Genomic DNA, 26,456 nt, shown 5'->3' on the forward strand with positions numbered 1-26,456 from the left:
TATATGGGTTGGTAAAAACTAATGCACGGTGCGTCGTATCCTTACAAAAATACGGTTCTCTCTATCCTTTGCAAATCTCGGTAGAAAATACTTCCTTACAACTATGCAAACAGAACCAGAATTGAACGCCGACTATTGGTCTAACCGGTACCAGCAAAAGGAGACAGGTTGGGATGCAGGGTTTATCACTACGCCATTAGAGACGTACATAAACCAACTTACCAATAAAGACATTTCCATATTGATACCAGGCTGCGGCCATGGGCACGAGGCAGAATACCTGCACCAGAAAGGCTTCCCAAAGGTCTACATCATGGATTTTGCGCCAGAACCCCTGGAACGGTTCCAGAAGCGAAATCCAGATTTCCCTGAGGATCATTTGCTGCAACAGGACTTCTTTTCTGAAACCGGCCAAACCTTTGATTTAGTGCTGGAACAGACCTTTTTCTGTGCCCTTCTTAAAGAGCAAAGACCTGCCTACGCCAGAAAGATGTTTGATCTTTTAAAACCCAAGGGTAAGCTGGTGGGCGTTTTATTCTCTGAAGAGTTTGAGTCCCAAGGCCCTCCGTTTGGCGGCACGCCCTTAGAGTACCAAGCCTACTTTGAGCCTTATTTTACCTTTAAGGTGTTTGAGCCTTGTCATAACTCCATCCCGCCACGCGCCGGCAGAGAATGGTTCATGGTGCTGGAACGTAGAGAGAAACCACAGTTTATCGCGTAGATTATGTACTTTTGGCTTTTGGATCAGCTAGATGACTAGGCTTCGTTTTTGGCTTGTTTTTGAGGAAACAAGCCAAAAATGACGAAATTTACAAGATTGACTACCTGTGGCTTTTTCCTGATGTACTGCTCACTGATAACTGTTTCTCATGACTATCTCCATTCCTAAATTACAACATACAGACTCTGACAACTTCTTTTTGATGGCTGGTCCATGCGCCATTGAAGGCGAAGAAATGGCCCTGCAGATTGCCGAGGAGCTGGTGCGCATCACTAACCGCTTACGCATTCCGCTTATCTTCAAGGGCTCTTACCGCAAAGCCAACCGCTCTCGTTTAGACTCCTTCACAGGGATTGGTGATGAGAAAGCGCTTAAAATCCTGGCCAAGGTGAGCGCGACTTTTGGCATCCCAACCGTAACGGACATTCATGAAAGCCATGAGGCTGCCATGGCTGCTGCTTACGTAGACGTGTTGCAGATTCCGGCGTTCCTTTGCCGCCAAACAGATTTATTGGTGGCCGCTGCCCAAACCGGGAAAGTGGTCAACATCAAGAAAGGACAATTCTTGTCTGGTGAGTCCATGCGCTTTGCCGTGGACAAGGTGAAAGAATCCGGTAACCCGAACGTCATCTTGACGGACCGTGGCAATACATTCGGGTACTCAGACATGGTAGTGGACTTCAGAAACATACCCGCCATGCAAGACAACCAAGTGCCAGTGGTGATGGACGTGACGCACTCGTTGCAACAGCCTAACCAAGCCTCTGGCGTAACTGGCGGCAAGCCTGCCTTAATAGAGACCATTGCCAAGGCGGCCATTGCCGTAGGCGCAGACGGCCTCTTCATTGAAACCCACCCAACACCCGCCACCGCAAAGTCAGACGGCGCTAACATGCTTCAATTGTCCAATCTAGAAGGGCTATTAGAGAAGCTGGTGAGAATTAGAGAAGCGGTGAGGTAATGATCAATGAATAGTGATTGATGACTTTTAAACCAAAATTGGTTTAAAAGTTAATTGCCAATTTAAAAGAGAAGTCCGTTTTTGGCCTGTTTTATGTAAAACAGGCCAAAAACGGACTTCTCTTTTAAAGACCAAGACTAATCATTAGTCATTAATCACTGGTCATTGATCATTAGAAGCGTAAGGTGAAATTCTGCTTGGGCTGGTTTTTTCTAAAGAAGACGAGGCCCATGTAAAAGAGGTCCACCGTGATCATGACCTGCGGATGGGCTTTGATTTGTTTCCAGGCTTGGGCCATTTCACTGGACCAATAAATGTCGTCAAAAATAAAGACGCTGTCTTCATGGGCTTTCTGCAGACACTGCTCAAAATAGGCTAGGGTAGGAGCCAGGCGGTGGTTTCCATCAAAGAAGACAAAGTCCAGCCTTTCTATCTTTTCCAGCGTCTTCGGAAGGGTAATATCCATGTTGCCTTCTACCAAGTGCACATTCTGCAAACCAAGTTGCTTGAAGTTTTTACGGGCCTGCGCCGCAATGGCTGGACACCCTTCCAGGGTATACAATTTGGCAGACTGTCTGGCTAACCCTAGATAGGAGGTAGTTAAACCCAAAGACGTGCCTAGTTCTAGAATGGTATCTGGTTTGAAATGGTTGGCTAGCCTGAACAACAGTTGCCCAAGCCTTGCGGGTTTGGCAGCGGTTCTGGCAATATCTGAGATTCGTTTCTGGTTGGTTTTGCCGGTATGCGAACCAGCACCAAAGTCGGTGACCTTCAGAACAGTATCATTTGCCAACAGGTCATCACGCAGGCTTTCTACCTGGTCATACGCAGCGTAGTGGCCTGTGTGGTGAATGATGAAACAGTACAGATTGAATACAAACGGGGAGTGCAATCCATGCGCATTCCCTGAACGCCACCAGAAAGCGGCGTATCGTAAAACCATGCCAGCGTGCTGCAAGAAAGAGGAGCGATTAGTTGAGCTTATACGGAACAATCAAGGTGAATTCTGGGATGGTGGCGTAGAACTGTCTTCCATCTACCAGGCGCTCCATCAGGAAAGTGCCTGCCATTTTGCCGATGCCCGTCTTTAGGTTGCAGCCAGACACATACTGGTGCGTCTCGCCGGGCTCTAAGACTGGTTGTTGGCCTACCACACCTTCGCCCTCTACTTCCCGTACTTCATTGTTAGAATCAAAGATATGCCAGTGGCGGCGTAATAACTTTACCGTAAATTCGCTGTTGTTCTCAATGGTGATCTTGTACGCGAAAACAAAATGCTGCTGTGCCGGACTAGAATAGTCTGGCAGGTAATTGGTAGTGACTACTACGTTTACTCCTTGGTTTGTTTTCGTATCCATGCGTGCCGTTGATTGGTAAGAAAGAAACAGCTATCCTGGTGGATTAGTTTAGCCAGCCGGATTCATACCCTAAAAATACGTGAAAATCCTTTAAAGATATAGAAATCTATGCAGGTAAAGATTGAACCTAGTTGGCAAGCAGTTTTACAGGACGAGTTTGCGAAGCCGTACTTCAAAAATGTGACGCAGTTTGTAAAGGAAGAATACGCCCGCACCGAGGTATACCCACCGGGCAAACTCATCTTCCACGCCTTTGAAGAATGCCCCTTTGACCAAGTGCGCGTGGTGATTTTAGGGCAAGACCCGTATCATGGCAAAGGACAAGCCAATGGATTAGCCTTCTCGGTGGCAGACGGCATGCGCACACCACCCTCGCTGCAAAACATCTTCAAAGAAATTCAGGCTGATTTAGGCAAACCGATTCCAAACTCTGGCAACTTAGAGCGCTGGGCCGAGCAAGGGGTTTTGTTGTTGAATGCCACGCTGACCGTAAGAGCGCATGAGGCTGGTTCTCATCAGAAGAAAGGCTGGGAAGAGTTTACGGATGCCGTCATCAAAAAAGTCTCTGACGAAAAGGAACACGTGGTGTTCATGCTCTGGGGAGCATATGCCCAGAAGAAAGGCATGATCATAGACGAACGAAAACACCTGGTCTTAAAGGCCGCGCACCCATCTCCCTTCGCTGCGGATAAAGGCTTCTTTGGCACCCACCACTTCAGCAAGGCGAACGCGTATTTGAAAGCGCACGGTCTGCCTGAGATTGATTGGTAATGCAGGTAATGAATATAAAAGCGAAGGCCACCTTAAGATAAGGTGGCCTTCGCTTTTATAAATGAATTCGTTTTTGGCCTTTATTCTGGAAATCAGGCCAAAAATGAAAGGGTTTTATTCTATGCCCATGAAGATGCGGCTCCAGCGTATCTTGTTGAGTAGCCCTTCGTTGGGATCCGCTGACATCCATACCAGAACCGCTTTTCCAACCACGTGGTCTTCCGGGACAAAGCCCCAGTACCGCGAGTCTAAGGAGTCATGGCGGTTGTCGCCCATCATCCAGTAGTAGTTCTGCTTGAAGGTGTACGTCTTGATGTCTTTACCGTCAATCAGGATGTTGTCAGAATTAACTATCACGTTCTTGTTGCCTTCATACCTTCTGATGATCATCTCATACAATGGAATGGTCTGGGCGTTGATCTGTACCGTCATGCCTTCCTTTGGTACTACAAAAGGTCCGAAGTTGTCTTTGTTGTACGGGTACATGGACGGCTTGAAGGGGAATACCTTGGCGTCTACCATTCCGGCAGTGTCACTCTGCAACTGGATGCGCTGAATGAAATCATAGGTGGCCAATTTCTTAGCCGTCTCAGCCGAGGTGTTGATTTGATACCCTTGCACCCCGTAGGTAGGGTAGATGTCCGTGATGTTGTGGTCTTTGAAGAACTTCGGGTTGATGGGGTTCTGGCTCAGCAAGAGGTAGGAGTACTGCGTTTGCGCCGGTTCTGGTTGCAATTTGCCGTTGATGTACACTTGCATGTTGCGCATCTCAATCTTGTCACCGGCAATGGCTATACAACGCTTAATATAGTTGGTACGCAAGTCTGCTGGGTGCTGCTCCTCTGGCGGATAGTTAAACACCACCACATCATTGTTCTTCACAGACGTAAAGCCAGGCAAGCGGTGTGAATTCAACTGGATGGCGCTGGAGTAAGAGGGAATGTCAGTGCCCCAGATGGTTTGGTGTGTAAGCGGCACTTGCAAGGGCGTCATGGGGGTACGCGGACCGTAATGCAATTTGCTCACAAACAGGTAATCCCCCACCAGCAAAGACTTCTCCATAGAAGGGGTTGGGATGGTGTAGGCCTCAAAAGTGGCCCATCTGATGAGGGTGGCTGCAACCACGGCAAAGAGAATAGCATCTCCCCATTCGCGCAAAAATCCTTTGCGTTGCTTTGGCTTTGATTCTTTCTTAGTCCAGAAACGGGTGCTCATGTATTCTTATTTAAAGTTGCAACAAATCATTCATGCCAAATACGCCTTGCTTGCCTGGCAACCATTCAGCGGCCAAAATAGCCCCAGAGGCAAAGCCTTCTCTGCTGTGCGCAATATGGTGTAATTCTAGGGTATCATTGCTAGAAGTGTACTGCACAATATGCGTCCCCACTACTTCTCCTTCGCGCTCAGACTCTATCCCTAGCAAGTCTTGTGAAGCGGTTTTGTCATTGACCCATCCTTGCTTGCCTGGATACTGGTTTAGGATGCCTTCGGCAATGGAAAGGGCCGTGCCGCTGGGCTGGTCTAGTTTGTGTACGTGGTGGATTTCCTTTACCTGCACAGCGTACTCTGGGTATTGCTGCATCTTTTTGGCCACGTACTCATTAAAATGGAAGAACAGGTTCACGCCCACGCTAAAGTTAGAAGCATATAGCAAAGCGCCGTTCAATTCCTGGCATTTGACCTCTACCTGGGGCAGGTGTTGTAACCAGCCGGTGGTACCACAGATAACCGGAATGCCTTTCTCAAAACAGGTAATGATGTTATTTACTGCCGCGTCTGGGCTGGTGAATTCAATAGCCACATCTACCTCTTGGGTTGAGTAAGAAGAGAGTTTATGAGCATCCTCTACCGTCAGGGCGCCTACAATTTGATGTCCTTTGGCTAGGGCAAGGCGTTCAATGGTGTGACCCATTTTTCCGTAGCCAATAAGCAGAATGCGCATTTGTTACTTTTTAAGATTGAGTTGTAAGGTGAACATGGGAGCATATTGCGTGTTGGCCACTCTTTGCAGACCCGGCGTAAGCTGCAATGACAAATCATCGCTTACATCAAATCCTTTTAAATGGGCATCTACGTGGGCTTCCATTACATTCAAACCATACGCTACCACTGCCAAGATAATATCTAAATCTCTATATTTCCTGAAAAAGTCTCTGGACCTGCGTAAGTTGTTGGTGCCTTGATTGTTAGGGAGGGTGGGGCTGTAGTTGTATACATTTACATACGCATCTTCTGTGGTTGGGTCATTATCCAACCGAATCCGGTAGGCCGTGGCAAAATCCTGGTACTTGCGGTTGTTGTCGTAAATAAAATACCCGATCACCGCGCCGGTGGCATATACCAACGGAATCTTCCAGTAGCTTTTGTTGTACGCCTGTCCCAAACCAGGTAGCACGGCAGAATAGAAGGCGGCCTTGGCGGGTTTGCTCCAGTCTACCAAGAACCGTTTCTTAGCCGCAGTCGTGTCCACAGCAGGGGTGGTGGGCACCACTACAGAGTCAGGGGTTGCTGTAATGACTTGTGCCTTTGCCTCTGGTAGATTCCCAAAAGCAAAGGCACAGAATAAGATGAATACGGCTATACTAGACCGCATATTAGGCGTAGTTTAAGATTTCTAAAATGCGGTTTAGATCATCTACAGACACAAACGGGATTTTGATCTCTCCTTTGCCTTCTGCCGTTGACTTTACCTGAATGCGGGTACCAAAATAGGTTGACAATCTGGATTCTACCCGCTTTACTTCATTTTCTAACGGATGCAAATTGAGTTTGGTCTGCGGATCTGGCTTTTTGTTTTCCTGGTTGATCTTGCGCACCAGCTCTTCTACCTTCCGGACAGAAAGCTCCTCGTTCACAATCTTGCGGTACACCTCCAATTGCATCTCCACGTCTTCCATGTTGATGATGGCACGGGCGTGGCCCATGGAGATGAGGTTGTCCCTGATGCCAATCTGGATGTCTGGCGGAAGCTTTAACAAACGCAGGTAATTGGTCACCGTGGTGCGCTTCTTGCCTACGCGGTCGCCTAGCTCTTCTTGCTTTAAGCTACACTCCGTCAAGAGGCGTTGGTAGCTGAGGGCAATTTCTATGGCGTTGAGGTTTTCACGTTGGATGTTCTCAATCAGGGCCATCTCCAGCATCTGCTGGTCATCTGCCTTTCTGATGTACGCCGGAATTGCCTCCAGACCCGCCAGTTTAGCAGCCTGAAAACGACGCTCCCCCGATATCAACTGATACGCCTCTGCGCTCAACTGACGGACGGTGATAGGCTGGATGATGCCTTGTACTCTAATAGACTCTGCCAATTCCTCTAACGCGGCTTGGTCAAAATGCGTGCGGGGCTGAAACGGGTTGGTTTCAATCTGGGTTAAAGCTATATCCGCGATGGTATTGACGGCGTTAAGGGTGGAGGGAGCACTTTCCTTGCGGTCATAACTCCCCGATATTAGGGCATTTAGGCCTCTTCCAAGGCCTCCTGGTTTTTTCTTGGCTGAATTATCAGTCATGTAAGTTCTCTTCTAAAATTATTGGGCCACGGCCACGCCGTTTTTCTCCACAATCTCTTTGGCCAGGTTCAGGTAACTGATGGCGCCTTTGCTTTCTGCGTCATGCAAAATGGCTGGCACCCCAAAAGAAGGGGATTCACTCAATTTCACGTTTCTAGGGATGATGGTGTCAAACACCATCTGCTGGAAGTGCATCTTTACTTCTTCTACCACTTGGTTAGACAAACGCAGACGAACGTCATACATGGTCAACAACAAGCCTTCAATCTCCAAGTCTGGGTTCAGGCGCGACTGGATGATCTTGATGGTGTTGAGCAATTTACCAAGACCTTCCAATGCGAAGTACTCGCACTGCACCGGAATAATCACTGAATCTGCGGCCGTCAAAGAGTTCACCGTGATGAGACCCAGAGAAGGGGAGCAGTCAATGATGATGAAGTCATACTTGTCCTTGAACGGCACCAGCACTTCCTTCATCTTTTCCTCGCGGTTAGGCAGGTTAATCATCTCAACCTCAGCGCCTACTAGATCTATATGTGATGGAATCAAATCCAAGAAATCTATTGGCGAGGTCATGATGATGCTGCTGGCGTCAATGCCATCTACCATGCACTCATAGATGCTGTTCTCAATGTCCTTCGGGTCGAAACCGATCCCTGAGGTGGCATTTGCCTGCGGGTCTGCATCTACCAGCAAGGTCTTAAATTCTAAAGCGGCTAAGCTTGCTGCCAGGTTAATGGCCGAAGTGGTTTTTCCTACTCCGCCTTTCTGGTTGGCAACGGCAATTATTTTTCCCATTCTAAAGATTACAGTTCTATGGTTTGACCAATCTCCATCAATATCAACTCCTTCTGCTGGCGTCTGGCTAGTTCCAGTGAAGCCACATGATCAATTTCTATGTAAGGGAAGGTGTCATAATGCATCCCTATTATTTTTTTAGTGTTCACGTAATTGGCAGCTACCAGAGCGTCTTCCACGTCCATGGTGAAGTTGTCCCCAATTGGCAGCATGGCAAAATCTACTTTATAGCGCTCGCCAATCAATTTCATGTCTAAGGTAAGCGCAGTGTCCCCGGCAAAGTAGAACGTCTTCTCAGCGCCTTCTACAACAAAACCTGCGGCGGTACCGGCGTAGGTCCCATCTGGCAAAGAGCTGGAGTGAATGGCGTTCACCATTTTCACCGTGCCAAACGGTAAATGCACCTTGCCGCCAATGTTCATGGGGTGTACCTTCTCAATGCCTTTGTTCTGGTACCAGCTCACTATCTCATAGATGGCCACCAAGGTGGCATCTGTTTTCTTAAGCAGGTACTCGGCGTCTGCCACATGGTCTGCGTGCCCATGAGACAGCAAAATGTAATCACACTCAATCTGGTCCAGCTTAACCTCAGAAGCCAACGGATTGCCCGAGATAAAGGGATCAAATAGTACTTTGGTGCCGCCTACCTCTAGCAAGAAACAGGATTGGCCGTAGTAGGTGATGTTCATAAGCGATGGAATTCTAATCTCGTGCTATACTAAACATTTCAAGCTTTCACAAAGATACGGGAAATAAAAGATACTTTTTACCGCAACTTATTAACACTTAGCGGGTATTTATCCCCATTTTCAACAAGCGTCCACTTGAAGCTGAACCTCTTATAGGATTTGGTAAAGGATTGACCGTTAGAAGGTAAAGAGTGGAATTGCCTTGAATGGCCAGTGAAAGTATCCCTTGAGTAACGGCTGGGTTAAAGACGGGCTGTTCTTGTACTATTCTCTAACTGATTCTATGCGAGGATTAGTGTTTTTAGCACATGACCGTCGCCTTCTAATTGCACTTCAAGTAGCAAGGTGGGCTTTTAGAATCCTCGGTTTTTGGCTTCTTTTCTAGAAAACAGGCCAAAAATGGCAAATCAAATGATAGACCTAATGTTTAACAAAAAAAGAGCCCAACCATTGGGGCCGGGCTCTTTTAGCGAAAATGGAAGCCGTATGGCTTATTTAGTCTTTTTACGCTGAGCTTCTTTCTCTGCGGCCGCTTTCATGGCGTCTTGGATCTTCTTCTGGAAACCGCCTTTCGGCTCTTTACCTTTGTTCTTGGCTTGGTAATCTTCCAGGTTTTGACGGATCTTGGCATCATCTACAAAGCGTCTGATCAAGGCCTGCTGCCCGAAGGTTACAATGTTAGACACGAAGTAATAGAAGCTCAAACCAGCTGGGAAGCTGTTCAACACAAACATGAAGATAACTGGCATCAAGTAAGAGTAGAACTTCATGGGTCCTTGCACTGAGCTTACCTGGTTGTTGGACCACGTATACAAAATGGTAGAAGCAGTCATCAACAAGGTGAACATACTCACGTGGTTGCCATAGAACGGGATGGTGAACGGTAGTTTGGCGAACACGTCATACGTACTCAAATCATGTGCCCACAAAAACGGCTCCTGGCGCAACTCAATTGAGTTAGGGAAGAAATTGTACATGGCAAACAGGATAGGAATCTGCAAGAGCATGGGAATACAACCACTCATAGGGTTCACACCCATCTTAGAGTAAAGCTGCATGGTCTCAGCCTGCGTCTTCTGCATATCACCTTCGTGCTTTTCTTTGATGGCGTCCACCTCAGGCTTTAACACCTTCATTTTGGCCATAGAGATGTAGGACTTGTAAGTAAGCGGGCTCAAGATCAGCTTGATGTACAACACCAGCAAGATGATGATGATACCATAGTTGCCAATAAAGTCCTCTAAGAAGTCAAAGGCCGGCAAAATCAGGAATTTGTTGACATACTTGAAAATACCCCAGCCTAGCTCAATGTTCTCATCAAAGCCCTCAGTGGTGTTCTCTAAGATGTCATGGTCATTCGGCCCGAAGTAGTAGGTGAAGTGTGCTTTGTTGGACAAGGCATCTTGCACTGGAATGCCCAAGGTAGAACGCAGGGTCTTAATGCCCACGGTATCAGTCTCTGGGAGCACTTCTACGCGCATCTCGGCGCTTTCAAAGGAATTCTGGGCAATGATACCGGCCGTGAAGAAGTTCTGCTTGTTGGCCACCCATTTCACAGGCTCCTCAAGTTTTACCGTCTCATTCTCAGTGGCGCTGGCAGAAATCTTGTCAAAGTCACCCTCAGTGGTGTAGTAGTTAACAGTAGAGTGGGCGCGGTTCTGTTTTACGTCTTTCTCCAGGCGCTTTAGATTGTCGGTCCAGGTGAGCATGATGGGTTTTTGGGCCACCATTTGCTCCATGCCTCTAAAGTTCAACTGGTAACCAACTTCATATGACTGGTCCACCAAGGTATATACTTGCTCAATGGTCTGGCCCGGCGCTACCTGTGCCGTAAACGTAATCACCTTGGCGGGCAAATTGTTGACGGTAGTGGTTTTAACGGCAGAAGGCTGGAAGAACAAGTCGTTCAACCGAATGGTGCGGCCCGTAGCGGTCTGGAAAGCAAATACCTGCTCACTGCTTTCTTTGTCAAACAGCAACAACGCTTTCTGATTCCAGGTTTTGTAGTCTTTTAACTCCACCTGCTCCACTGTACCACCCTGGCTGCCCAAAGTAAGGCGTAGCACCTGGTTCTCTAAAGTAATGGCTTGGTTTTGACCGGTGGCCAAGGCGCTAAATTCGCCTAGCTGTGCCACGCGCTGCGCCGCCACCAGAGAGTCATTTACTTGAGGTGCAGTAGAAGGAGCGGCTGCCGCCGATGTTTCAGTCTTTTTTGGGGCAGGGGTGGCCGGCTTCGGCTCCTGCATGAAGAAGATACTGTACACCAGCATCAACACGGCAATCAGGCCCAAGCCTATTGCTTGATTTCTATCCATAAGAATTTAAAAGTGGGTTATTTGTTTTTGTTTTTTGTGTAGGTGATAGCGGCTTTGATAAAGCGCACAAACAAAGGATGCGGGGTAAGCACCGTGCTTTTCAGTTCTGGGTGGTACTGGGCACCCACAAACCACGGATGGTTCTGTAATTCAATGACTTCCACTAATCCTGTATCTGGGTTTATGCCCGAAGCAGACATGCCCGCCTCTTCAAACGCGGCAAGATACTGATTATTGAACTCATAACGATGTCTATGACGCTCTTGAATGTGCGCACGGCCGTAGGCTTGGAACGCTTTAGAGCCTTTCTTGAGGTCACAGGCGTAAGAACCCAGGCGCATGGTGCCGCCTTTCTGGGTTATTTTTTTCTGCTCTTCCATCATGTCAATGATGGGATGCGGCGTGGCCAAGTCCATTTCTGTGGAGTTGGCGCCTGGCAGGTTAAGCACGTTGCGGGCAAACTCTACAGACGCACATTGCATGCCCAAACAAATCCCGAAGAAAGGAATATTGTTCTCCCGCACGTATCTAATAGCCTCAATCTTTCCTTCAAAACCACGTTCGCCAAAGCCGGGGGCCACCAACACGCCGTCAACGCCGTGCAAATGATGGTCTACATTCTCAAAAGAGATAAATTCAGACTGGATGGTTTTCAAATGCACCTTACATTCATTGAACGCACCCGCATGGATGAACGACTCAATGATGGATTTGTAAGCATCCGGCAACTCCACGTATTTACCAACCAAGGCAATGGTCACTTCTTCAGTAGGGTTTTTAAGTCGGCCCAGGAATTCTTTCCAAGAGTCCAGGTTGGGCTCATGACCGCCAGAAAGACGAAGTTTCTTCATCACGCGCTCATCCAGCTTCTCCTTTTTCATGTGCAAAGGCACATCATAGATGGTTTCAGCATCTAGAGACTCAATGACTGAATTGGTGGCCACGTTACAGAAAAGGGCAATCTTCTTGCGCATCTCTGCCGGGATAGGGTACTCAGAGCGACACACCAAGATGTCTGGCTGTACGCCAGCCTCAGAAAGGGCCTTTACTGAGTGCTGGGTAGGCTTTGTCTTCAACTCACCAGCTGCTTTCAAATATGGCAACAAAGTCAAATGAATCACAACTGAGTCATTCGGGTTCAAGTCCCAGCGCAACTGGCGCACGGCCTCAATGAAGGGCAAAGACTCAATATCACCTACGCAACCACCAATCTCCGTAATGACCACGTCAAATTCCCCAGACTGCCCTAACAGCATCATGCGGCGCTTGATTTCATCTGTGATATGGGGTACTACTTGCACCGTCTTGCCTAAATAAGCACCTTGGCGCTCTTGCGTGATGACGTGGTTGTAGATGCGGCCCGTGGTAACGTTGTTGGCTTGCGAGGTGGGCGTGTCTAAGAAACGCTCGTAGTGGCCCAGGTCCAAGTCGGTTTCGGCGCCGTCTTCGGTGACAAAGCATTCACCGTGCTCATAGGGGTTGAGCGTACCGGGGTCAATATTGATGTAGGGGTCAAATTTTTGGATTGTTACCCTAAATCCTCTGGCCTGTAAGAGCTTAGCCAGTGAAGCAGAGATGATGCCTTTTCCAAGAGAGGAGGTGACACCCCCGGTAACAAAAACGTATTTCGCAGAAGCCATAAGTAGTGGTTGTCTTATGGACTGCAAAGTTACTTGAAATTCTAAGACCCACCTGATAAATGTTGAGATTGGCCGTAGAAATACGGAGCAGTCCTTCGTTTTTGGCCTTATTTCTGGAAAACAGGCCAAAAACGAAGGACTGGTAAAGTTTTAGGTGCTGGGTACTTCGTTGGTAATATCCAGGATGATTTGCCAGGTGCCGGCTTTGTCTTTTTGCCAAATGCGGGCATAGCTGAATTTTCTTACCGGCTGGCCTTCTACCTGGAGGTTTTGCGTGCCATACGTATACCCGAAATCCTGGCTGGCGACCACCTCTGCAGCCATAGGGGAAACCTCCAACTCTTCAGACTTCTTTACATGTTTAAGAATGGCATCCTTGCCTTGGATGGGAGCTACTCCCGGCAGATAGTACCTAGCCTCGGGCGCCATAAATGCCTCCAAAGCCTTTTGTAAGGAATGCTGACGTACAAATTGCCCAAAGGCCTTCTCTCTGGCTAACAAATCCAGTGCGTTTGGTTGAATTGCTTTGGTTTTGGAAGGAGGTAAGTCCTTTGCTCTGGTGAAGTCAAACAAAGGTGCCGGCGATACAGGTGCGTGTTGCGTGCCTATATCCAGCATCAGTTTCCAAGTGCCTTGCGGGTTCTTCTTCCAGACAGACACAAAATGACCGGTAGAGATGGGCTTTGCGTCTTCGGGGTTCTTCCTAAACTCAAAAGGCCCGGTGGTAAAACCCATGTCGCCTGAGGTGGCGGTTAAGGCATATTCTGGATGCCAAGACAGCAAACCCCCGTCCGGACCTTTTTCTGTAGCGGCAATGCCGGGCACGGGCAAGGGCCTGAACAAGATGCTCTTTTCATCCAGCACGGCTAAGAAGGCCGCCTTGGTACCGTTCACCGCTGAGGCCGCAAACGCGCGTTCTGCCTGCACCAGCGTAGGTACTTTTTCATTCTTCTGGGCAAATCCCAATTGAGCGGCAGCTAACATTGACAAGAGGAGTAGTTCTTTTTTCAAAGGGATAGGATGGTGACGGCATCGCCTGATAGAAAAGGCACTTCTGGATTTTTAACGAGGAGGGTTCCACCTTCAGTATGCACTAGGATTTCATAGAAGCTGCCGTAATACACCACCTCTTTTACAGTGCCGTTTAACCCTTGCTTGGAGGGGGCAGCAAGCACTAACTGCTCTGGCCTCACAATAGATGGAAGGTCCGACGAACCTTGAGTTTTGCCCTGGTTCAGTTCCAAAAGTTGATTGGCTGACAACAGGTTATACTCCCCGAATAAGCCAGCCACGTATTCATTTACCGGTTGCTGGTAGATTTGCTCTGGCGTCCCGGTCTGCACCAATTGACCATCCTTCAAAACTAGAATTTGTTCAGCCCAAGAAAGCGTGTCCAGCGGGTCATGCGAAACCAAGATGCAGGTAATGTCCAGTTCCTGGCTTATGTCCTGAATGACGGTCTTGAGGGTGTGCTTGTGGATTTTATCCAGGTTAGAAAAGGGCTCATCCAGTAACAGCAGGCTAGGAGAGGAGGTTAGCAAACGGGCCAGGGCAATGCGTTGACGCTCCCCACCCGAGAGCTCATCTGTGCGGCGGGCAAGCAAATGCTCAATCTGGCAGATTTCATACAGCGTGCGGGCCTCCTCGTCACCAATCACATTCGCATACTTGAGTACTTGTTCCACCCTTAGAAAAGCTGGTAACTCATATTGCTGCGACAGGTACGCAATACCCTCATGCCCCGGCACCAGTTTCTCATGAGGGCCCAGCACACGGTCCCCTTCAAAATGGACCGTGCCAGCGTCTGGTTGGATGAGCCCTGCTATGATTTTGAGCAGCGTGCTCTTGCCCGCACCCGTCTCGCCGGCAATTGCTATCTTCTGCTTGGGCTGTTGAGAAAAGCTGATGTCCTGCAACACCGTACCCCGCGCATCCAGTTTGCCTATGCCGGTTACTTTTAAAAAAGTCATGTAGTAGTTTTAGAAGGCGCCTGTAACGGCAAAAGGAAATATAACTAGGTCTATAAACAGGCTGTTCTTATCCATTTTCGGCGTCTTTTCTGGAAAAGAGGCCGAAAACGGAAAGTTAGTTTCTAGGCCTGAAAACCGTCTAACACCTCAAATAGCGTCTGCATCATGTCCTCGGTGATGTCCAAGTGGGTCACAAAACGAATCAACTGCGGCCCAAAGGAGGTGGCCAGCACGCCATTGTCTTTCAAGTAAGTTAGGTACCCGTCCATGTCTACCTCATCAATCAGCCGGAAGATGACGATGTTGGTCTCCACGGGAATCACTTCGGCCACGTAGCTAGAGAGGGCTAGTTCCTGGGCTATCTGTCTGGCGCGGTCATGATCTTCCTGTAAGCGCTCAAGGTTGTTCTGTAGGGCATACAATCCGGCGGCAGCCACATACCCCGCCTGGCGCCAGCCGCCACCTAAAGCCTTTCGCACGCGTTTGGCCTTTTCAATAAAGTTTCTTTTGCCCAACAACACTGACCCGACTGGCGCGCCTAATCCCTTAGACAGACAAACCGAGATGGAGTCAAAGTACTTGCCGTACTCCAAGGCGCTGTCACCAGAAGCGGCAAGGGCATTGAATACGCGGGCTCCGTCTAGGTGCAGGGGAATCCCGTTTTGCTGACAAACCTCAGCAATGGCCGCAATCTCTGCCAGTGTATAATAAGAACCGCCGCCTTTGTTGCAGGTATTCTCTAAAGAAACCAGACTAGTGACCGGATAGTGCACGTTGTCTGGGTTAATGCCGGCTGCTATTTGCTGGGGTGTAATTTTGCCGCGTACGCCGTCCACCAGATGCACCGAGGCTGCCGAGTGAAAGGCAATGCCGCCCACTTCATAGAGGTAGATGTGGCTGGTTTTCTCGCAGATGACCTCAGACAAAGGCTGGGTATGCATCTTGATGGCAATCTGGTTGGTCATGGTACCAGTGGGGCAGAAGAGGCCCGCCTCCATGCCAAACAGGCTGGCGCAGTAGTCCTGCAGTTCGTTGACGGTAGGGTCTTCATTGTACACGTCATCGCCTACGGGGGCGCTGAACATGGCTTGTAACATGCCGGAAGAAGGCTTGGTGACCGTGTCGCTTCTTAGGTCTATGGGGTTCATGTGTTTTTATTCAAGTAAGTATTGAGAATGTAAAATTAATGACTTACTTTTGCGATTCAATTTTAAATATTGACCGATGGCAGTTACTAGATTAAAAAGAAAAGACCGTAAGAATAAGGCAAGACAAAACAACAAGCAACGCGTGATCAAGCAGTTGTTGATGGTCCCTGTAATTAAGAATGTTGATATTGAGGAGCTGAAGTCTCGCTTTACCAACGCTCCAGCCCAAACGGCTGCTGCTGAGTAATTTCGCGTTTTTTCGTTCGCCTGCTGCCTTTCGGCAAACACCATAAACAACGCGATTTCTCTATTCAAGAGATATAAAGTGTAACCTACCCGGTTACACTTTTTTTATGCCCGCTTGCCCAACTCAATGGCCTGCAACTTCTGCACCTTGCTGCCTTCCACCTCAAACCGAAGCATGGTCCTGATCTTATGAAAGCCATGTTTGCCTGCCGCGCCAGGATTCAAATGCAACAGGTTGCCGTGCTTGGGGTCATGCATGACTTTAAGAATGTGCGAATGGCCGCAGATAAACAATCCCGGCGGATCAGTTTGGATCATGGCCCTGACCTCTGGCGCGTACCTTCCCGGATAGCCGCCAATATGGGTCATGAGCACGTCTATTCCATTACAGTCAAAGCGTAAGTTCTTGGGATGCAGGTGCCTGATGTTTGCATCATCAATGTTCCCGTAGACGCCGCGCAAGGGCGCTACCTGGGCCAACCGCTCCGAAACCTCGACACTTCCAAAATCGCCAGCGTGCCAAATTTCATCACAACCGTCCAGCAAGGCCAGGATGCGGTCATCCAGGTAACTGTGCGTGTCTGAAAGCAGGCCTATTTTCATTGATTGAATGAGTGATTGAGTGAATGATTGAATTTTAAATTAAACCTCAGTACGAATAGTATGAATATTAAAATGGCGTTTTTGGGCCAATTTCTAAGAAACAGCCCAAAAACGCCACTTTAATATTCATCTTTCTCTCATTCAGTCTATCTCTCCATCCATCATTTACTTCCCCCAAACCTCTGGGGCCTGGCGCCATTTAGAGAGGGCTTCAATGGAATCTGAGGAGATGTAGTCATGCTCGGCGGCAATTTTCACCAAGGTATTATAGTCGCTCAGGCAGAGGGTAGGGATGTTGGCTTGTGTAAAATTCTGTTCGGCTTGCGGGAAACCGTAGGTGAAGATGGCAGCCATGCCAATCACCTCGCCACCGGCGGCCTGAACGGCTTTGGCGGCTTTCAGGGAGCTTCCGCCGGTAGAAATCAAGTCTTCAATGAGCACTATTTTTTGGCCGGGCTCTAATTTTCCTTCAATTTGATTGCCCATGCCATGGCTTTTTGGCTCGGGGCGTACGTATAAGTACGGCAACTCCAGAAGGTCTGCCACCAGAGCGCCCTGCGCAATGCCTGCCGTAGCAACGCCGGCAATGGCCTGTACTTCTGGGAAACGCTGCTGAATGGCTTGCGCCAAGGCATTTTTTATATAGCTGCGTATATGCGGAAAGGAGAGCGTGACGCGATTGTCGCAGTAAATTGGCGAGTTCCACCCGGAGCTCCATTGGAACGGTTGCTCGGGGCGCAGGCGAACGGCTTGGGTTTCTAAGAGATAGGCAGCTATCTGGGCGGCGGTGTCGGTATGTTGTGGCATGGGCGAAAATAAGCAAAAGGCTTCAGCTTTTCCGCGCGAATGTGCCTTGTACAATGCAAATTTTCTTTCTTATTTTGTGAGCTATCACGCTCTGTCTATAAGCGAACTTACATGAATGTCTTTATCAACGACATCCCACTGATTATTAAAAAGACCAGTGAAAAGATCTTTAAGCACCAGTATGACTTGGTGTTAGATAAGGACGATCAATTTACCTCCAAGGACCTGGTGGGTGACGTGCTCTTTAGAGAAGTGGACGCCGTGCTCATTGACCGCCTGGTGCGCCTCATGGAGGTAAAGAAGCTCAAGAAGCTGGACTCCATCACCCTAGTGACGGATAAAAAGAAGAAGCTGATTGAGCACCTCAAGGATCAGTTCAAAATCATCAAAGCCGCAGGTGGCCTGGTGGTGAAGGACGGCAAAATCCTCATGATCCACCGCCTGGGCGTGTGGGATCTGCCAAAGGGCAAGCTGGACAAAGGCGAAGAGGTACAGCTGGGCGCCCTGCGCGAAGTGGAGGAGGAGTGCAACATCAAGGTAGCCATCACCGGTGAATTGCCCAACACCTGGCACTCCTATGCCTTCAAAGGCAAGAAAATCCTGAAGAAGACCAGCTGGTTTACCATGCAGTGCCTGGACGACACGCTTATGCGCCCACAAGCCGAGGAGTCCATAGAAGAAGTGCGTTTTATGAGCCCAGAGGAAGTGGTGGCCTTACTGCCAGAAGCTTATACCTCTGTAGAGTTTGTAATCAGGCATTATTTGGCTTCAATGAAGAAAGCTGGAAAGGAATAAAGTCCTGTACGTTGCCGCCAAACCGGTGAATCTCTCTAATGATAGAAGAATTGATGGCCGCCAGGCTAGGCGAGGTGATTAAAAACACCGTCTCCAGTTCTGGGTTTACGTGCCGGTTGGCCTGCGCAATGGTGTTTTCATATTCAAAGTCCGTCGTATTTCTTAGTCCCCTTAGCAGGAATTTGGCACCTACCTCTTTGGCGAAATCTGCCGTCAAACCTTTGTAGGCTTGTACCCACACCTTCGGGTTGTCTTTGAAGACGTCCTCAATGATCTGCACCATGTCTTCTACCGGAAAATAGCGGCTCTTGCTGCTATTGTTGCCAATGGAGATGATGATGTTGTCAAACAACTCACAACCCCGCTGCACTACATCATAATGTCCGTTGGTGAAAGGGTCAAATGAGCCAGGGAAGAGGGCAATGCGTTTCATAGAGGATGGCTGGTTGTACTATTGACGATTTAAGAACGGCTTAATAAAAACATAAAAGCCATTTTTTGCTTATTTTCCAGAAAATAGGCTAAAAACGGAGGGTGAACCTATTCACAAAAATGCAGGCTGTACATGTCAAAGTTGCGATGCTCAAAGAGGGCGTCAAAACGGTAGCTGTAACCCACGCCTGTTGGTTTCTTCCCGAACTGTACATTCCGAATGTACTTGCGCAACACTTCAAATAGTTCTGAGTGCACCATCAGCTCACCCCACACGTGGACCTGATCCTGGTCTGGGTTCATCTTCTTCTCCTGCAACACAAACAAGATAAAGTAGATGAAATCCTCTTGGGAGGAGAAGTAGAAGGAATTGCAAAACTCCAATCGGGTTTCATGCAACACTACCAGCGTGACGTAGTTCTTGTCCACGTACACATACAACTGCGGACGGGCACTGCGCTCAGCAGCGTGCAGGAAACCTTCCATGAGGCTGGAGGTCTGGTGCACAAACTCCAGTTCTGGGGTCTCAAAATGCCCTTCGGCCCAGGCCTGTAGTTTGGTGGGCACGGTGAACACGTTGATGAGTTCCAGGCGGGGATGCGCGTAGTCATGAACCAGTTCTGATGCACCGTCTAATTCTGCATTCAACTGCAGGTATTCTTCGCGGGCGTTCACATCAAACAAAGTGGCCGGAATGAGCGTGAACTGCTGGCTTTTAATGGCGATGCGCACCGTTTTCCAGCGCTTCTGCTGCAAGATGGGGCTGGTGGTGGTCAAAGACTCTAGATAGGATATGGCACCGTCTACGCTCACAGGTCTGTTGGACTCATAGTCTTCCATGGCCACAAACTTATTGCGCTCTGTGTCCAGGACGCCTAAACGCAGTCTGTGCGCGCCAAAGCAAAAATAAAGATGAGCGTTGGCAGAGGCAGACACGTCAAAGGCGTCATCTACCACGCGTTGCGATTGCTTAAAAGCTGCGGTGAAGCTATCCAAAAGAAAGGGTGTAGAGGTAATACATGCAAGGCAACAACCACTGGCTGCCCAAGAGCTACAATTATACAGATTTTACCGCAACCGTGCACGCTCCCCTGATCATGCCCGCAGAATTATCAATAGCTATAAAACCCTAATCAGTTGAAAAACAGCAAGAAATTGAAAAGTGAAGCTAACTGGCAAATTCAAACCGAGGGATGAAAAGATCATCCATGTTCACCAGGCCGTGCAGGACGGGGTGCAGCTCTTCGCGGTGCAGGGCAAACATATCCTTGACGCTTAAAAAACGAACCTCCTCCAGCAACTGGGCCTCCAGGCTATGCTCAGGATCAGAGCCCATCTGCAACTCGCCAGACACCAGCTTTACTTCAAAGAACAACTCAATGGCGTGAAGCGGTGGGCGCAAGAATTCATGCAGGTACAGAAACCTGCCCACTTCCACCGTGAGGCCGGTCTCTTCCTGGAACTCCCGTTTAAGGCAGTCTTTTACTTTTTCGCCGTACTCCAAGCCACCGCCCGGCGGAATCCAGAAGGAGCCGTCAGTAAAGGCGGCCTTGTGGCGGGCCAGCAGTAACGTGTTGTTATGTATTAATAGTCCGCAGACTCTCACGCGAGTTTTAAAGCTATATGGTTCCGCAAGCGGATGAATATTCTCCATAGGTTGTAGGGCAGATCCTTAGGCCGTACTTTTGCCAAATGATGCAGACGTATAATCCTCAGTACAGAGATACGGTAAAAGAAAAACTTCAGCGGCAATTTTACATGCATTTGTTGGGTTTTGAAATAGATACCATAGAAATAGGAAGAGTAGAGGGCACCCTGGCCCTGGAGGAGAAACACAAGCAGCACAAGGGCTATGCCCACGGCGGCGTCACGGCCACGCTGGCAGATATTGTCATGGGTTTTGCTGCGGTGACACTGGTACCCGCAGACCACCATGTGGTGACCGTTGACCTGCGCGTATCTTATTTAAACCCGGGTTTGGGTACCAAATTAATAGCCAAGGGATGGGTGATTAAACAAGGTCGTAAATTGAACTTTTGTGAGGCCGAAATCTTTTCAGAAGGGGAACAGGGCCAGCAGGTTTTAATTGCCAAAGCGTCGGCCACCATGGCTACCTTGCACCCCGAAGATACCAAACCACAAAACCCCGCATGACCCCCGCAGAGGCCTTACGCAAGAGCTTTCCTTTTGAACCCACCGCTGACCAGGCGGCCCTTTTCCAGAAGCTGGAGCAGTTCATTCTGCGCAAAACCGGCCTAAAGGAAGTGTTCATGCTCAAAGGGTTTGCGGGTACCGGTAAAACCACGGTGGTAAGCGCCCTGGTCAAAATCCTGAACAAGTTTGGCTACAAGTACGTGCTGTTGGCGCCCACCGGTAGGGCCGCCAAAGTGATGGCCACCTACACGGGCAAGCAGGCCTCTACCATTCATAAGAAAATCTACAAGCAGACGGCCAACGCCTACTCAGATGGGTTGGCCTTCACGCGCCAGCCCAACAAGCAGGAGCATGTGCTCTACATAGTGGATGAGGCCTCCATGATCTCAGATGAGAAAGCCTTTGGGGATAACGGTCTTCTGCAGGACTTGATGGCCTACATCTTTGAGCACACCAACAACAAGCTGCTCTTGATAGGAGACACCGCCCAGCTGCCACCGGTGAACCAGACCATCAGCCCGTCACTAGACCCTGCGTACTTGCAGAACAATTTCCAGGTACACGTGCACCAGATGGAAATGCGGCAAGTGATGCGCCAGGCCGAGGAATCCGGCATCTTGATGAACGCCACTCGCATGCGGAACGAGCTCATCAAAGAACAGCCCGAACTCAGCTTTAGGACCAAAGGCTACCACGATATTTTTGCCATGACTGGTGAGAAACTGGAGGATGGCTTGCGCTACGCCTATGAGAAGTTCGGGATTGACAACACCACCGTTATCTGCCGTTCCAACAAAACCGCCAACCTCTACAACCAGCACATCAGGCGCCAGATTTTCTTCCATGAAGACGAGATAAGCGCCGGCGATTACCTCATGATTGTGCGCAACAACTACGGTTGGCTGCCCAAAGACTCCAGCATAGGCTTCATGGCCAACGGTGACTTCGTGGAAATCACCAAAATCATCCGCTATGAGGAGATGTATAACATGCGCTTCGCGGATGTGCAGATAAAGTTTGTGGACTATCCACAGGAAGAGGAGCTGGAAATCAAGATCATGCTGGACACGCTGCATTCAGAGACGCCCGCCCTGCCCGCTGACAAAAACAAGCAACTCTACGCCGAGGTCCTGCAAGACTACCAGCACCTCAAAAGCAAGCGACAACGGACCCTAGAGATGAAGCAAGACAAGTACTTGAATGCCCTGCAAGTGAAGTTTGCCTACGCCTTAACCTGCCACAAGGCGCAGGGTGGCCAATGGCAGGCGGTGTTTGTGGACTATGGGTACCTGAAGGAGGACTTGGTGAACCAGGAATTCGCACGTTGGCTATACACGGCCACCACGCGGGCCTCAGAGCAGTTGTTTCTGGTCAACTTTAACTCTAAATTGCTGGAAGGTGCGCCTATTGAGATAGAAGAATAATATAGGTATTGAGAAGATAGTTACTAGTTTGAAACCTAACAATATGAAGAAGATTTTACTTTGGGGGCTGTTCCTGTTTTTGGGAAGCACCGCGGCCATGGCCCAAACCACGCAAGACAGTACGTTAACGGCCGTGGTACCGGTAGTGGCTCCGCCAGTACCAGCCGGACCGTCCATTGTGTTTGAGGAGCCCAAGCATGACTTTGGCACCATCAAGCAGGGCGAAGTGGTGGAATACACCTTTAAATTCACCAACAACGGGTCTAAGCCTTTGGTGATTTCCAACGTACGCACCACCTGCGGTTGTACCGTGCCCACCTGGCCGAAGACGCCCATTCAGCCCGGACAATCAGCGGACATCACGGCCCATTTTAACAGCGCTGGCAAACTAGGAAAGCAGAACAAAGTCATTACCATAGACTCCAACGCCCTACAAGGCACCACCCAGGTAATGATTGCTACTACCATAGTGGCTGCTCAATAATCTGTTTTTGGCCTATTTTCCAGAAAGCAACGCAAAAACGCCTCTCTAGCTTTTAAGCTAGAGAGGCGTTTTTGCGTTGCTGATTGTCAATTGAATCTATTTAGTGTATTCATTCTTTATGCAGCAAGCGTCCCAATGTATGTCAGAATAAAAAGCGTAAGAACACAAGCGGAGACTTGCGCCATGATATCCAGCTTTTTAAAGTTTAGGAGAATCTAGGGTTAAGGTATTGTTACATAAGATTCGTTAGGAGAAAGAAATTCATTTTTGGCTTGTTTTCTGGAAAACAAGCCAAAAATGAATTTCTTTCTAAGCACAACAACCAACAATTGACAATAAACAATCTATTACAGATTCTTTGCCAGTACCCAGACCAAATTCAACCATCCGGCAATCAGGAACAGGCCGCCAATGGGCGTGATGGCACCCAGCCAGGTAATGCCGGTCACGCTCAGAATGTATAGGCTGCCCGAGAAAATCAGAATCCCGATCAAGAAGCAGATACCCGTAATTTTCATGCCCGTAATAGCAGGGAAATGGGTGATGAGAATGCCCACTAGCAGAAGGCCTAGGGCATGGTACATCTGGTATTTGACGGCGGTTTCAAAGGTCTCAGTGCGGTTGGTGACCGCTAGGATGTCTTTAAGGCCGTGTGCCCCGAAGGCGCCAATCATCACGCCCAGGCCACTGATCAAAGCGCCGAGTATCAAAATCGTTTTAGGTGACATGCGTTTATTGGTTTGAAGGAAGGTTGTAGTTTCTATGCCCGAAGATGGCGCTGCCCACCCGGATCATGGTGCTGCCTTCGGCGATGGCTAATTGGTAGTCTGAGCTCATGCCCATGGAGATTTCCTTGAAGGATTCGGCACCCGCGAAAAACTCTTGTTTTAGAGTGTCAAAGATAGCGCGGAGGGCCCTGAATTCCTTTTGCAGTTCTTCGTCAGACTCGGTGTTGGTGGCCACGCCCATCACGCCGCAAATGCGCACATTCTGCAATTCTTTAAACGCCTCAGACCGAAGCAGCTGTTGGGCTTCTTCCAGGGACAGACCGTATTTGGTTTCCTCCTCGGCAATGTAAAACTGCAGCAAAACATCAATCACGCGGTCATACTTAAGCGCCTGTTTGTTGATTTCCTGGAGCAGCTTTAAACTATCCACGGACTGAATCAAATGCACATAGGGCGCTATGTACTTTACCTTGTTGGTCTGCAAGTGGCCAATCATGTGCCATTGTACATCCTCGGGGAGCGAAGGTTGCTTCTCCATCATCTCCTGTACCTTATTCTCCCCGAAAGCCCGTTGGCCGGCGGCATAGGCTTCCCTGATCAGCTCCACGGGGTGGGTTTTAGAAACCGCTATCAACTGGCAGTTGGAGCCTTGCAGCCTTTTGTTAAACTCCTGTATGCTTTCTTGGATGGACATTTCTTTGGGATTTAAGACGCAAGATATAAGACACAAGATTTCTTTTTAAATCACCAATTATATATGACTGAAGGAGTCTTGAATCTTATGTCTTACGTCTTGTGTCTATTATTCTAATCTTCTAACGCGTTGGTGAAAAAGGTGTTTTTGAGCAGGAGCCAGAACAGAAAGAGAAGAATGGCCCAGCGCAAATATACCTGGTAGTAGTCTTTGGTGTCGCGGTAGCGGGTTTCTTTTACCTCGGTTTTCTCTAGGGCGTTGATTTTCTTGAAGATGCTTATGAGTGTATTGGCATCCTGGGCGCGGTAGAATTGGCCCTCAGCTAGAGAGGCCAGCTGCCGCAGAGTCTTTTCTTCCAGGCCAGTCTGCACCGTGACTACTTGACCCGTAGAGTCTGCCGGAAGTTGGACCGTGCCGTCTTTCCCGATGCCCACCGTGTAGAGCTTCACCTGGAAGGCGTGGGCCAATTGGGCCGCCAGCTCTGGGTCCAGGCTACCGGCAGTATTCTCGCCGTCACTAATCAAAATGCATACTTTAGACTTGGCAGTGGATTCCCGCAGGCGGTTGAGGGCCACGGCCAGGGCGCTGCCAATGGCCGTTCCGTCTTCAGGGATCATGTTAAGCTCTATGCCTTCAATGCTTTCGCGTACCAAAGAATAGTCAGTGGTGAGCGGGACCAAAGAGAAAGCCTGACCAGCAAAGACTACTACGCCAATGCGGTCCTGCACGCGGCCGTTCACAAACTGCAAGGCTACTTTTTTAGCGGCCTCCAAACGGTTGGGTTTAAAGTCGGTGAGTTCCATGGAGCCAGACACGTCCATGACCAGCACAATGTCAATGCCTTCGGCAAATTGCTCAATGGTCTCGTCGGTTTTCTGGGGACGGGCCAATGCCACCAAGACCAGCATCAAAAACAGCCCGAACACCAAGTCTGGCACGTAGCGCAGGGTGCTGGTCCAATGCCACTTGGCTTTGCCTTCAAACAAGGCCACGTCCAGCTTCTTCCGGAACCTGAGGTGCAAGAGCCAGCGCAGCAGAAACAGCAGCGGCACCGCCAGCAAAGCGTACAGAAAGCCCGGGTTCTCCCAGTCAAAGGACTGCCAGGTGCGCCAGCTAAACCAGTGCACGTTGAGCCAGGTATAATCAGAGGGTGTTTGCCACATTGCGCAGAGAGTCTCTAATGATTACAAACCGCAGCGCGGCAAACTGGGAAAGCTGGGTGAGGGCGTCGGTCACTTCAGAGATGTCATCAGAGATGATGTTGCCGTAAATGGCCCGGTCGCATACTTTCAAGGCGTTGCCCACCTGCTCATCCTCCTCATAAAAGTTGGTGATTTCCTTGGTGGTAAAGGAGCTAATCTCTTTCTCTTCCAGCTTTGTAAGGTAGTTTTTCCAGAGGGTAATGCCGCGCTCCAACTGCTCCAGGGTTCGGGTGCGTTTAAAGCGCTCCGTCGTGCTTTGAAACCGACTCTGGAACTGGTTTTGGTATTTCTGAAGCACATACAGCTTGTACCTATTGATGATGCGCTTGCCAAACAACCCCCAGATGCCGCCAATCAAGACCAAGCCGGCAATGCCCCCCAAACCCCAGTACAAATAGTTGAACATCTCGGGCACGGGTTGCAGCTGGGTGGTAGACCGCAAGGGCAGAGGGTCCTCTACGGTAGTGACCAGCTGTCTTAAAAACAGCGAGTCTGGCAGGGTATTCAACTGTAGGGTGTCTCCTTGCAGGAAGAGCTGCGCGTGCACCTGTAGTTTCTGTACCGGGCTCAGGCTGAAGGTGCGCAGCAGGTAAATGGTGCTGTCCACGCTTTTGGAGACTTGAGTGCGGGTAGGGTAGAACTCCTTCCTGACCAACTCAAATGGCGCGAATTTAAAGGAGCTGTCCGGGAAGACCAGCTCGGCTTCTGGGGCATGTACAGAGAGCAGCACATACCGCACGGTTTGGCCTACTTCAACAGTGTCTTTAAGAAAATAACCCTTGAGCTGGACAGTAGGAATCTGGGCTAACCCCGTGAAGGGAAGCAACCAAAACAACACCCACCAGCCTTTTTTACTCATGATGATTTTTAGACACAGAACGCAAGATACAAGACCGCCGCCTTTTTTAACCGTTTTTGGCCTACTTTCCAGAAAACAGCCTAAAAACGGCCAGTGCTTGCGTGTAGTATTTCGCTATTCTTATTTAAGCTGAAGCCAGCACACCGTTACC

General features: G+C 49.2%; 30 protein-coding genes. 8 read left to right on the forward strand and 22 right to left on the reverse strand.

The genetic code is table 11. From position 1 onward, the window contains the following. The first annotated feature begins 103 nt into the window (after positions 1 to 103). Positions 104 to 721 (forward strand): methyltransferase domain-containing protein, encoded by a 618-nt coding sequence (locus TH61_RS13895; protein WP_066510570.1) that lies wholly within the window; start codon positions 104 to 106, stop codon positions 719 to 721. A gap of 148 nt (positions 722 to 869) precedes the next feature. Further along, the gene (gene kdsA / locus TH61_RS13900) at positions 870 to 1,682 is read left to right on the forward strand and encodes a 3-deoxy-8-phosphooctulonate synthase (RefSeq protein WP_066510572.1); all 813 of its coding nucleotides are present in this window, start codon (positions 870 to 872) and stop codon (positions 1,680 to 1,682) included. Between the two features lie 172 nt (positions 1,683 to 1,854). Here kdsA and TH61_RS13905 read toward each other — a convergent pair whose 3' ends face one another. Further along, positions 1,855 to 2,625, reverse strand: a complete 771-nt coding sequence (locus TH61_RS13905) for an O-methyltransferase (RefSeq protein WP_066510574.1) — start codon at positions 2,623 to 2,625, stop codon at positions 1,855 to 1,857. Positions 2,626 to 2,653: 28 nt separating this feature from the next. Then, the gene (gene apaG, locus TH61_RS13910; protein WP_066510576.1) at positions 2,654 to 3,040 is read right to left on the reverse strand and encodes a Co2+/Mg2+ efflux protein ApaG; all 387 of its coding nucleotides are present in this window, start codon (positions 3,038 to 3,040) and stop codon (positions 2,654 to 2,656) included. Positions 3,041 to 3,148: 108 nt separating this feature from the next. Here apaG and ung point away from each other — a divergent pair, with 108 nt between their 5' ends. Further along, complete coding sequence (gene ung / locus TH61_RS13915; RefSeq protein ID WP_066510579.1) at positions 3,149 to 3,811, forward strand: uracil-DNA glycosylase; 663 nt, start codon at positions 3,149 to 3,151, stop codon at positions 3,809 to 3,811. Between the two features lie 114 nt (positions 3,812 to 3,925). Here ung and lepB read toward each other — a convergent pair whose 3' ends face one another. The 11 genes from lepB to TH61_RS13970 form a co-directional block, all read right to left on the reverse strand. After that, complete coding sequence (lepB, locus tag TH61_RS13920; protein WP_066510582.1) at positions 3,926 to 5,026, reverse strand: signal peptidase I; 1,101 nt, start codon at positions 5,024 to 5,026, stop codon at positions 3,926 to 3,928. A 10-nt stretch (positions 5,027 to 5,036) separates the two neighbouring features. Further along, a complete protein-coding gene (gene dapB, locus TH61_RS13925) occupies positions 5,037 to 5,753 on the reverse strand; it encodes a 4-hydroxy-tetrahydrodipicolinate reductase (protein ID WP_066510584.1) in 717 nt (238 codons plus the stop codon). A gap of 3 nt (positions 5,754 to 5,756) precedes the next feature. Then, positions 5,757 to 6,404 (reverse strand): DUF5683 domain-containing protein, encoded by a 648-nt coding sequence (locus tag TH61_RS13930; RefSeq protein WP_066510586.1) that lies wholly within the window; start codon positions 6,402 to 6,404, stop codon positions 5,757 to 5,759. 1 nt (position 6,405) lies between these two features. Then, positions 6,406 to 7,317, reverse strand: coding sequence for a ParB/RepB/Spo0J family partition protein (locus TH61_RS13935; protein ID WP_066510588.1), 912 nt, complete (start codon positions 7,315 to 7,317; stop codon positions 6,406 to 6,408). Positions 7,318 to 7,335: 18 nt separating this feature from the next. After that, positions 7,336 to 8,115 (reverse strand): ParA family protein, encoded by a 780-nt coding sequence (locus TH61_RS13940; RefSeq protein ID WP_066510591.1) that lies wholly within the window; start codon positions 8,113 to 8,115, stop codon positions 7,336 to 7,338. A gap of 8 nt (positions 8,116 to 8,123) precedes the next feature. Then, positions 8,124 to 8,804, reverse strand: a complete 681-nt coding sequence (locus TH61_RS13945) for a metal-dependent hydrolase (RefSeq protein ID WP_066510593.1) — start codon at positions 8,802 to 8,804, stop codon at positions 8,124 to 8,126. A 491-nt stretch (positions 8,805 to 9,295) separates the two neighbouring features. Further along, positions 9,296 to 11,119, reverse strand: a complete 1,824-nt coding sequence (yidC, locus tag TH61_RS13950; protein WP_066510595.1) for a membrane protein insertase YidC — start codon at positions 11,117 to 11,119, stop codon at positions 9,296 to 9,298. Positions 11,120 to 11,136: 17 nt separating this feature from the next. Beyond that, a complete protein-coding gene (locus TH61_RS13955; protein WP_066510603.1) occupies positions 11,137 to 12,759 on the reverse strand; it encodes a CTP synthase in 1,623 nt (540 codons plus the stop codon). Positions 12,760 to 12,909: 150 nt separating this feature from the next. Continuing rightward, the gene (locus tag TH61_RS13960; protein ID WP_157600723.1) at positions 12,910 to 13,770 is read right to left on the reverse strand and encodes a DUF4440 domain-containing protein; all 861 of its coding nucleotides are present in this window, start codon (positions 13,768 to 13,770) and stop codon (positions 12,910 to 12,912) included. Continuing rightward, on the reverse strand, positions 13,767 to 14,729 hold the full coding sequence (locus TH61_RS13965; protein WP_066510608.1) for an ABC transporter ATP-binding protein: 963 nt from the start codon (positions 14,727 to 14,729) through the stop codon (positions 13,767 to 13,769). Before TH61_RS13965 ends, TH61_RS13960 begins: the two co-directional genes overlap by 4 nt. A 122-nt stretch (positions 14,730 to 14,851) precedes the next feature. After that, a complete protein-coding gene (locus tag TH61_RS13970; RefSeq protein WP_066510615.1) occupies positions 14,852 to 15,877 on the reverse strand; it encodes a low specificity L-threonine aldolase in 1,026 nt (341 codons plus the stop codon). A 76-nt stretch (positions 15,878 to 15,953) separates the two neighbouring features. Between TH61_RS13970 and TH61_RS18250 the strand changes: the two genes are divergently transcribed. Then, positions 15,954 to 16,124 (forward strand): hypothetical protein, encoded by a 171-nt coding sequence (locus tag TH61_RS18250; RefSeq protein ID WP_197464041.1) that lies wholly within the window; start codon positions 15,954 to 15,956, stop codon positions 16,122 to 16,124. A gap of 104 nt (positions 16,125 to 16,228) precedes the next feature. Here the strand turns inward: TH61_RS18250 and TH61_RS13975 are convergent, their stop codons facing one another. After that, positions 16,229 to 16,726 (reverse strand): metallophosphoesterase, encoded by a 498-nt coding sequence (locus TH61_RS13975; protein ID WP_066510618.1) that lies wholly within the window; start codon positions 16,724 to 16,726, stop codon positions 16,229 to 16,231. Between the two features lie 165 nt (positions 16,727 to 16,891). Beyond that, complete coding sequence (pyrE, locus tag TH61_RS13980; RefSeq protein WP_066510621.1) at positions 16,892 to 17,533, reverse strand: orotate phosphoribosyltransferase; 642 nt, start codon at positions 17,531 to 17,533, stop codon at positions 16,892 to 16,894. A gap of 111 nt (positions 17,534 to 17,644) precedes the next feature. Between pyrE and TH61_RS13985 the strand changes: the two genes are divergently transcribed. Next, entirely contained in the window at positions 17,645 to 18,328 is a 684-nt protein-coding gene (locus TH61_RS13985) for an NUDIX hydrolase (protein WP_066510623.1), read from the forward strand. Here the strand turns inward: TH61_RS13985 and coaD are convergent. From coaD to TH61_RS14000, 3 genes are all read right to left on the reverse strand, one after another. Further along, positions 18,285 to 18,761: a pantetheine-phosphate adenylyltransferase gene (coaD, locus tag TH61_RS13990; RefSeq protein WP_066510625.1), complete on the reverse strand. Its 477-nt coding sequence runs from the start codon at positions 18,759 to 18,761 to the stop codon at positions 18,285 to 18,287. The genes TH61_RS13985 and coaD overlap by 44 nt on opposite strands. A gap of 107 nt (positions 18,762 to 18,868) precedes the next feature. After that, a complete protein-coding gene (locus tag TH61_RS13995) occupies positions 18,869 to 19,756 on the reverse strand; it encodes a DUF3822 family protein (protein WP_066510631.1) in 888 nt (295 codons plus the stop codon). A gap of 172 nt (positions 19,757 to 19,928) precedes the next feature. After that, complete coding sequence (locus TH61_RS14000; protein ID WP_066510633.1) at positions 19,929 to 20,414, reverse strand: NUDIX domain-containing protein; 486 nt, start codon at positions 20,412 to 20,414, stop codon at positions 19,929 to 19,931. 38 nt (positions 20,415 to 20,452) lie between these two features. Between TH61_RS14000 and TH61_RS14005 the strand changes: the two genes are divergently transcribed. From TH61_RS14005 to TH61_RS14015, 3 genes are read left to right on the forward strand one after another with little or no spacing between them, the layout of a single operon-like run. Beyond that, positions 20,453 to 20,914 (forward strand): PaaI family thioesterase, encoded by a 462-nt coding sequence (locus TH61_RS14005; RefSeq protein ID WP_066510638.1) that lies wholly within the window; start codon positions 20,453 to 20,455, stop codon positions 20,912 to 20,914. Then, complete coding sequence (locus TH61_RS14010; RefSeq protein WP_066510641.1) at positions 20,911 to 22,338, forward strand: ATP-dependent RecD-like DNA helicase; 1,428 nt, start codon at positions 20,911 to 20,913, stop codon at positions 22,336 to 22,338. Before TH61_RS14005 ends, TH61_RS14010 begins: the two co-directional genes overlap by 4 nt. 43 nt (positions 22,339 to 22,381) lie before the next feature. Further along, positions 22,382 to 22,822 (forward strand): DUF1573 domain-containing protein, encoded by a 441-nt coding sequence (locus tag TH61_RS14015; protein WP_066510643.1) that lies wholly within the window; start codon positions 22,382 to 22,384, stop codon positions 22,820 to 22,822. Between the two features lie 347 nt (positions 22,823 to 23,169). Here TH61_RS14015 and TH61_RS14020 read toward each other — a convergent pair whose 3' ends face one another. From TH61_RS14020 to TH61_RS14035, 4 genes are all read right to left on the reverse strand, one after another. Next, entirely contained in the window at positions 23,170 to 23,550 is a 381-nt protein-coding gene (locus tag TH61_RS14020; RefSeq protein WP_066510645.1) for a DUF423 domain-containing protein, read from the reverse strand. Between the two features lie 4 nt (positions 23,551 to 23,554). Beyond that, positions 23,555 to 24,244 carry a YggS family pyridoxal phosphate-dependent enzyme gene (locus tag TH61_RS14025; RefSeq protein WP_066510647.1) on the reverse strand — a complete coding sequence of 230 codons (690 nt, stop codon included), beginning with the start codon at positions 24,242 to 24,244 and terminating at the stop codon, positions 23,555 to 23,557. 113 nt (positions 24,245 to 24,357) lie between these two features. Further along, positions 24,358 to 25,407 (reverse strand): VWA domain-containing protein, encoded by a 1,050-nt coding sequence (locus TH61_RS14030; RefSeq protein WP_066510655.1) that lies wholly within the window; start codon positions 25,405 to 25,407, stop codon positions 24,358 to 24,360. Then, positions 25,388 to 26,305 (reverse strand): hypothetical protein, encoded by a 918-nt coding sequence (locus TH61_RS14035; protein ID WP_066510659.1) that lies wholly within the window; start codon positions 26,303 to 26,305, stop codon positions 25,388 to 25,390. The genes TH61_RS14030 and TH61_RS14035 overlap by 20 nt, the downstream gene beginning before the upstream one ends. Between the last annotated feature and the right edge of the window lie 151 nt (positions 26,306 to 26,456).

Origin of the sequence: Rufibacter sp. DG15C (genome assembly GCF_001577755.1) — a bacterium.
Lineage (GTDB): Bacteria > Bacteroidota > Bacteroidia > Cytophagales > Hymenobacteraceae > Nibribacter.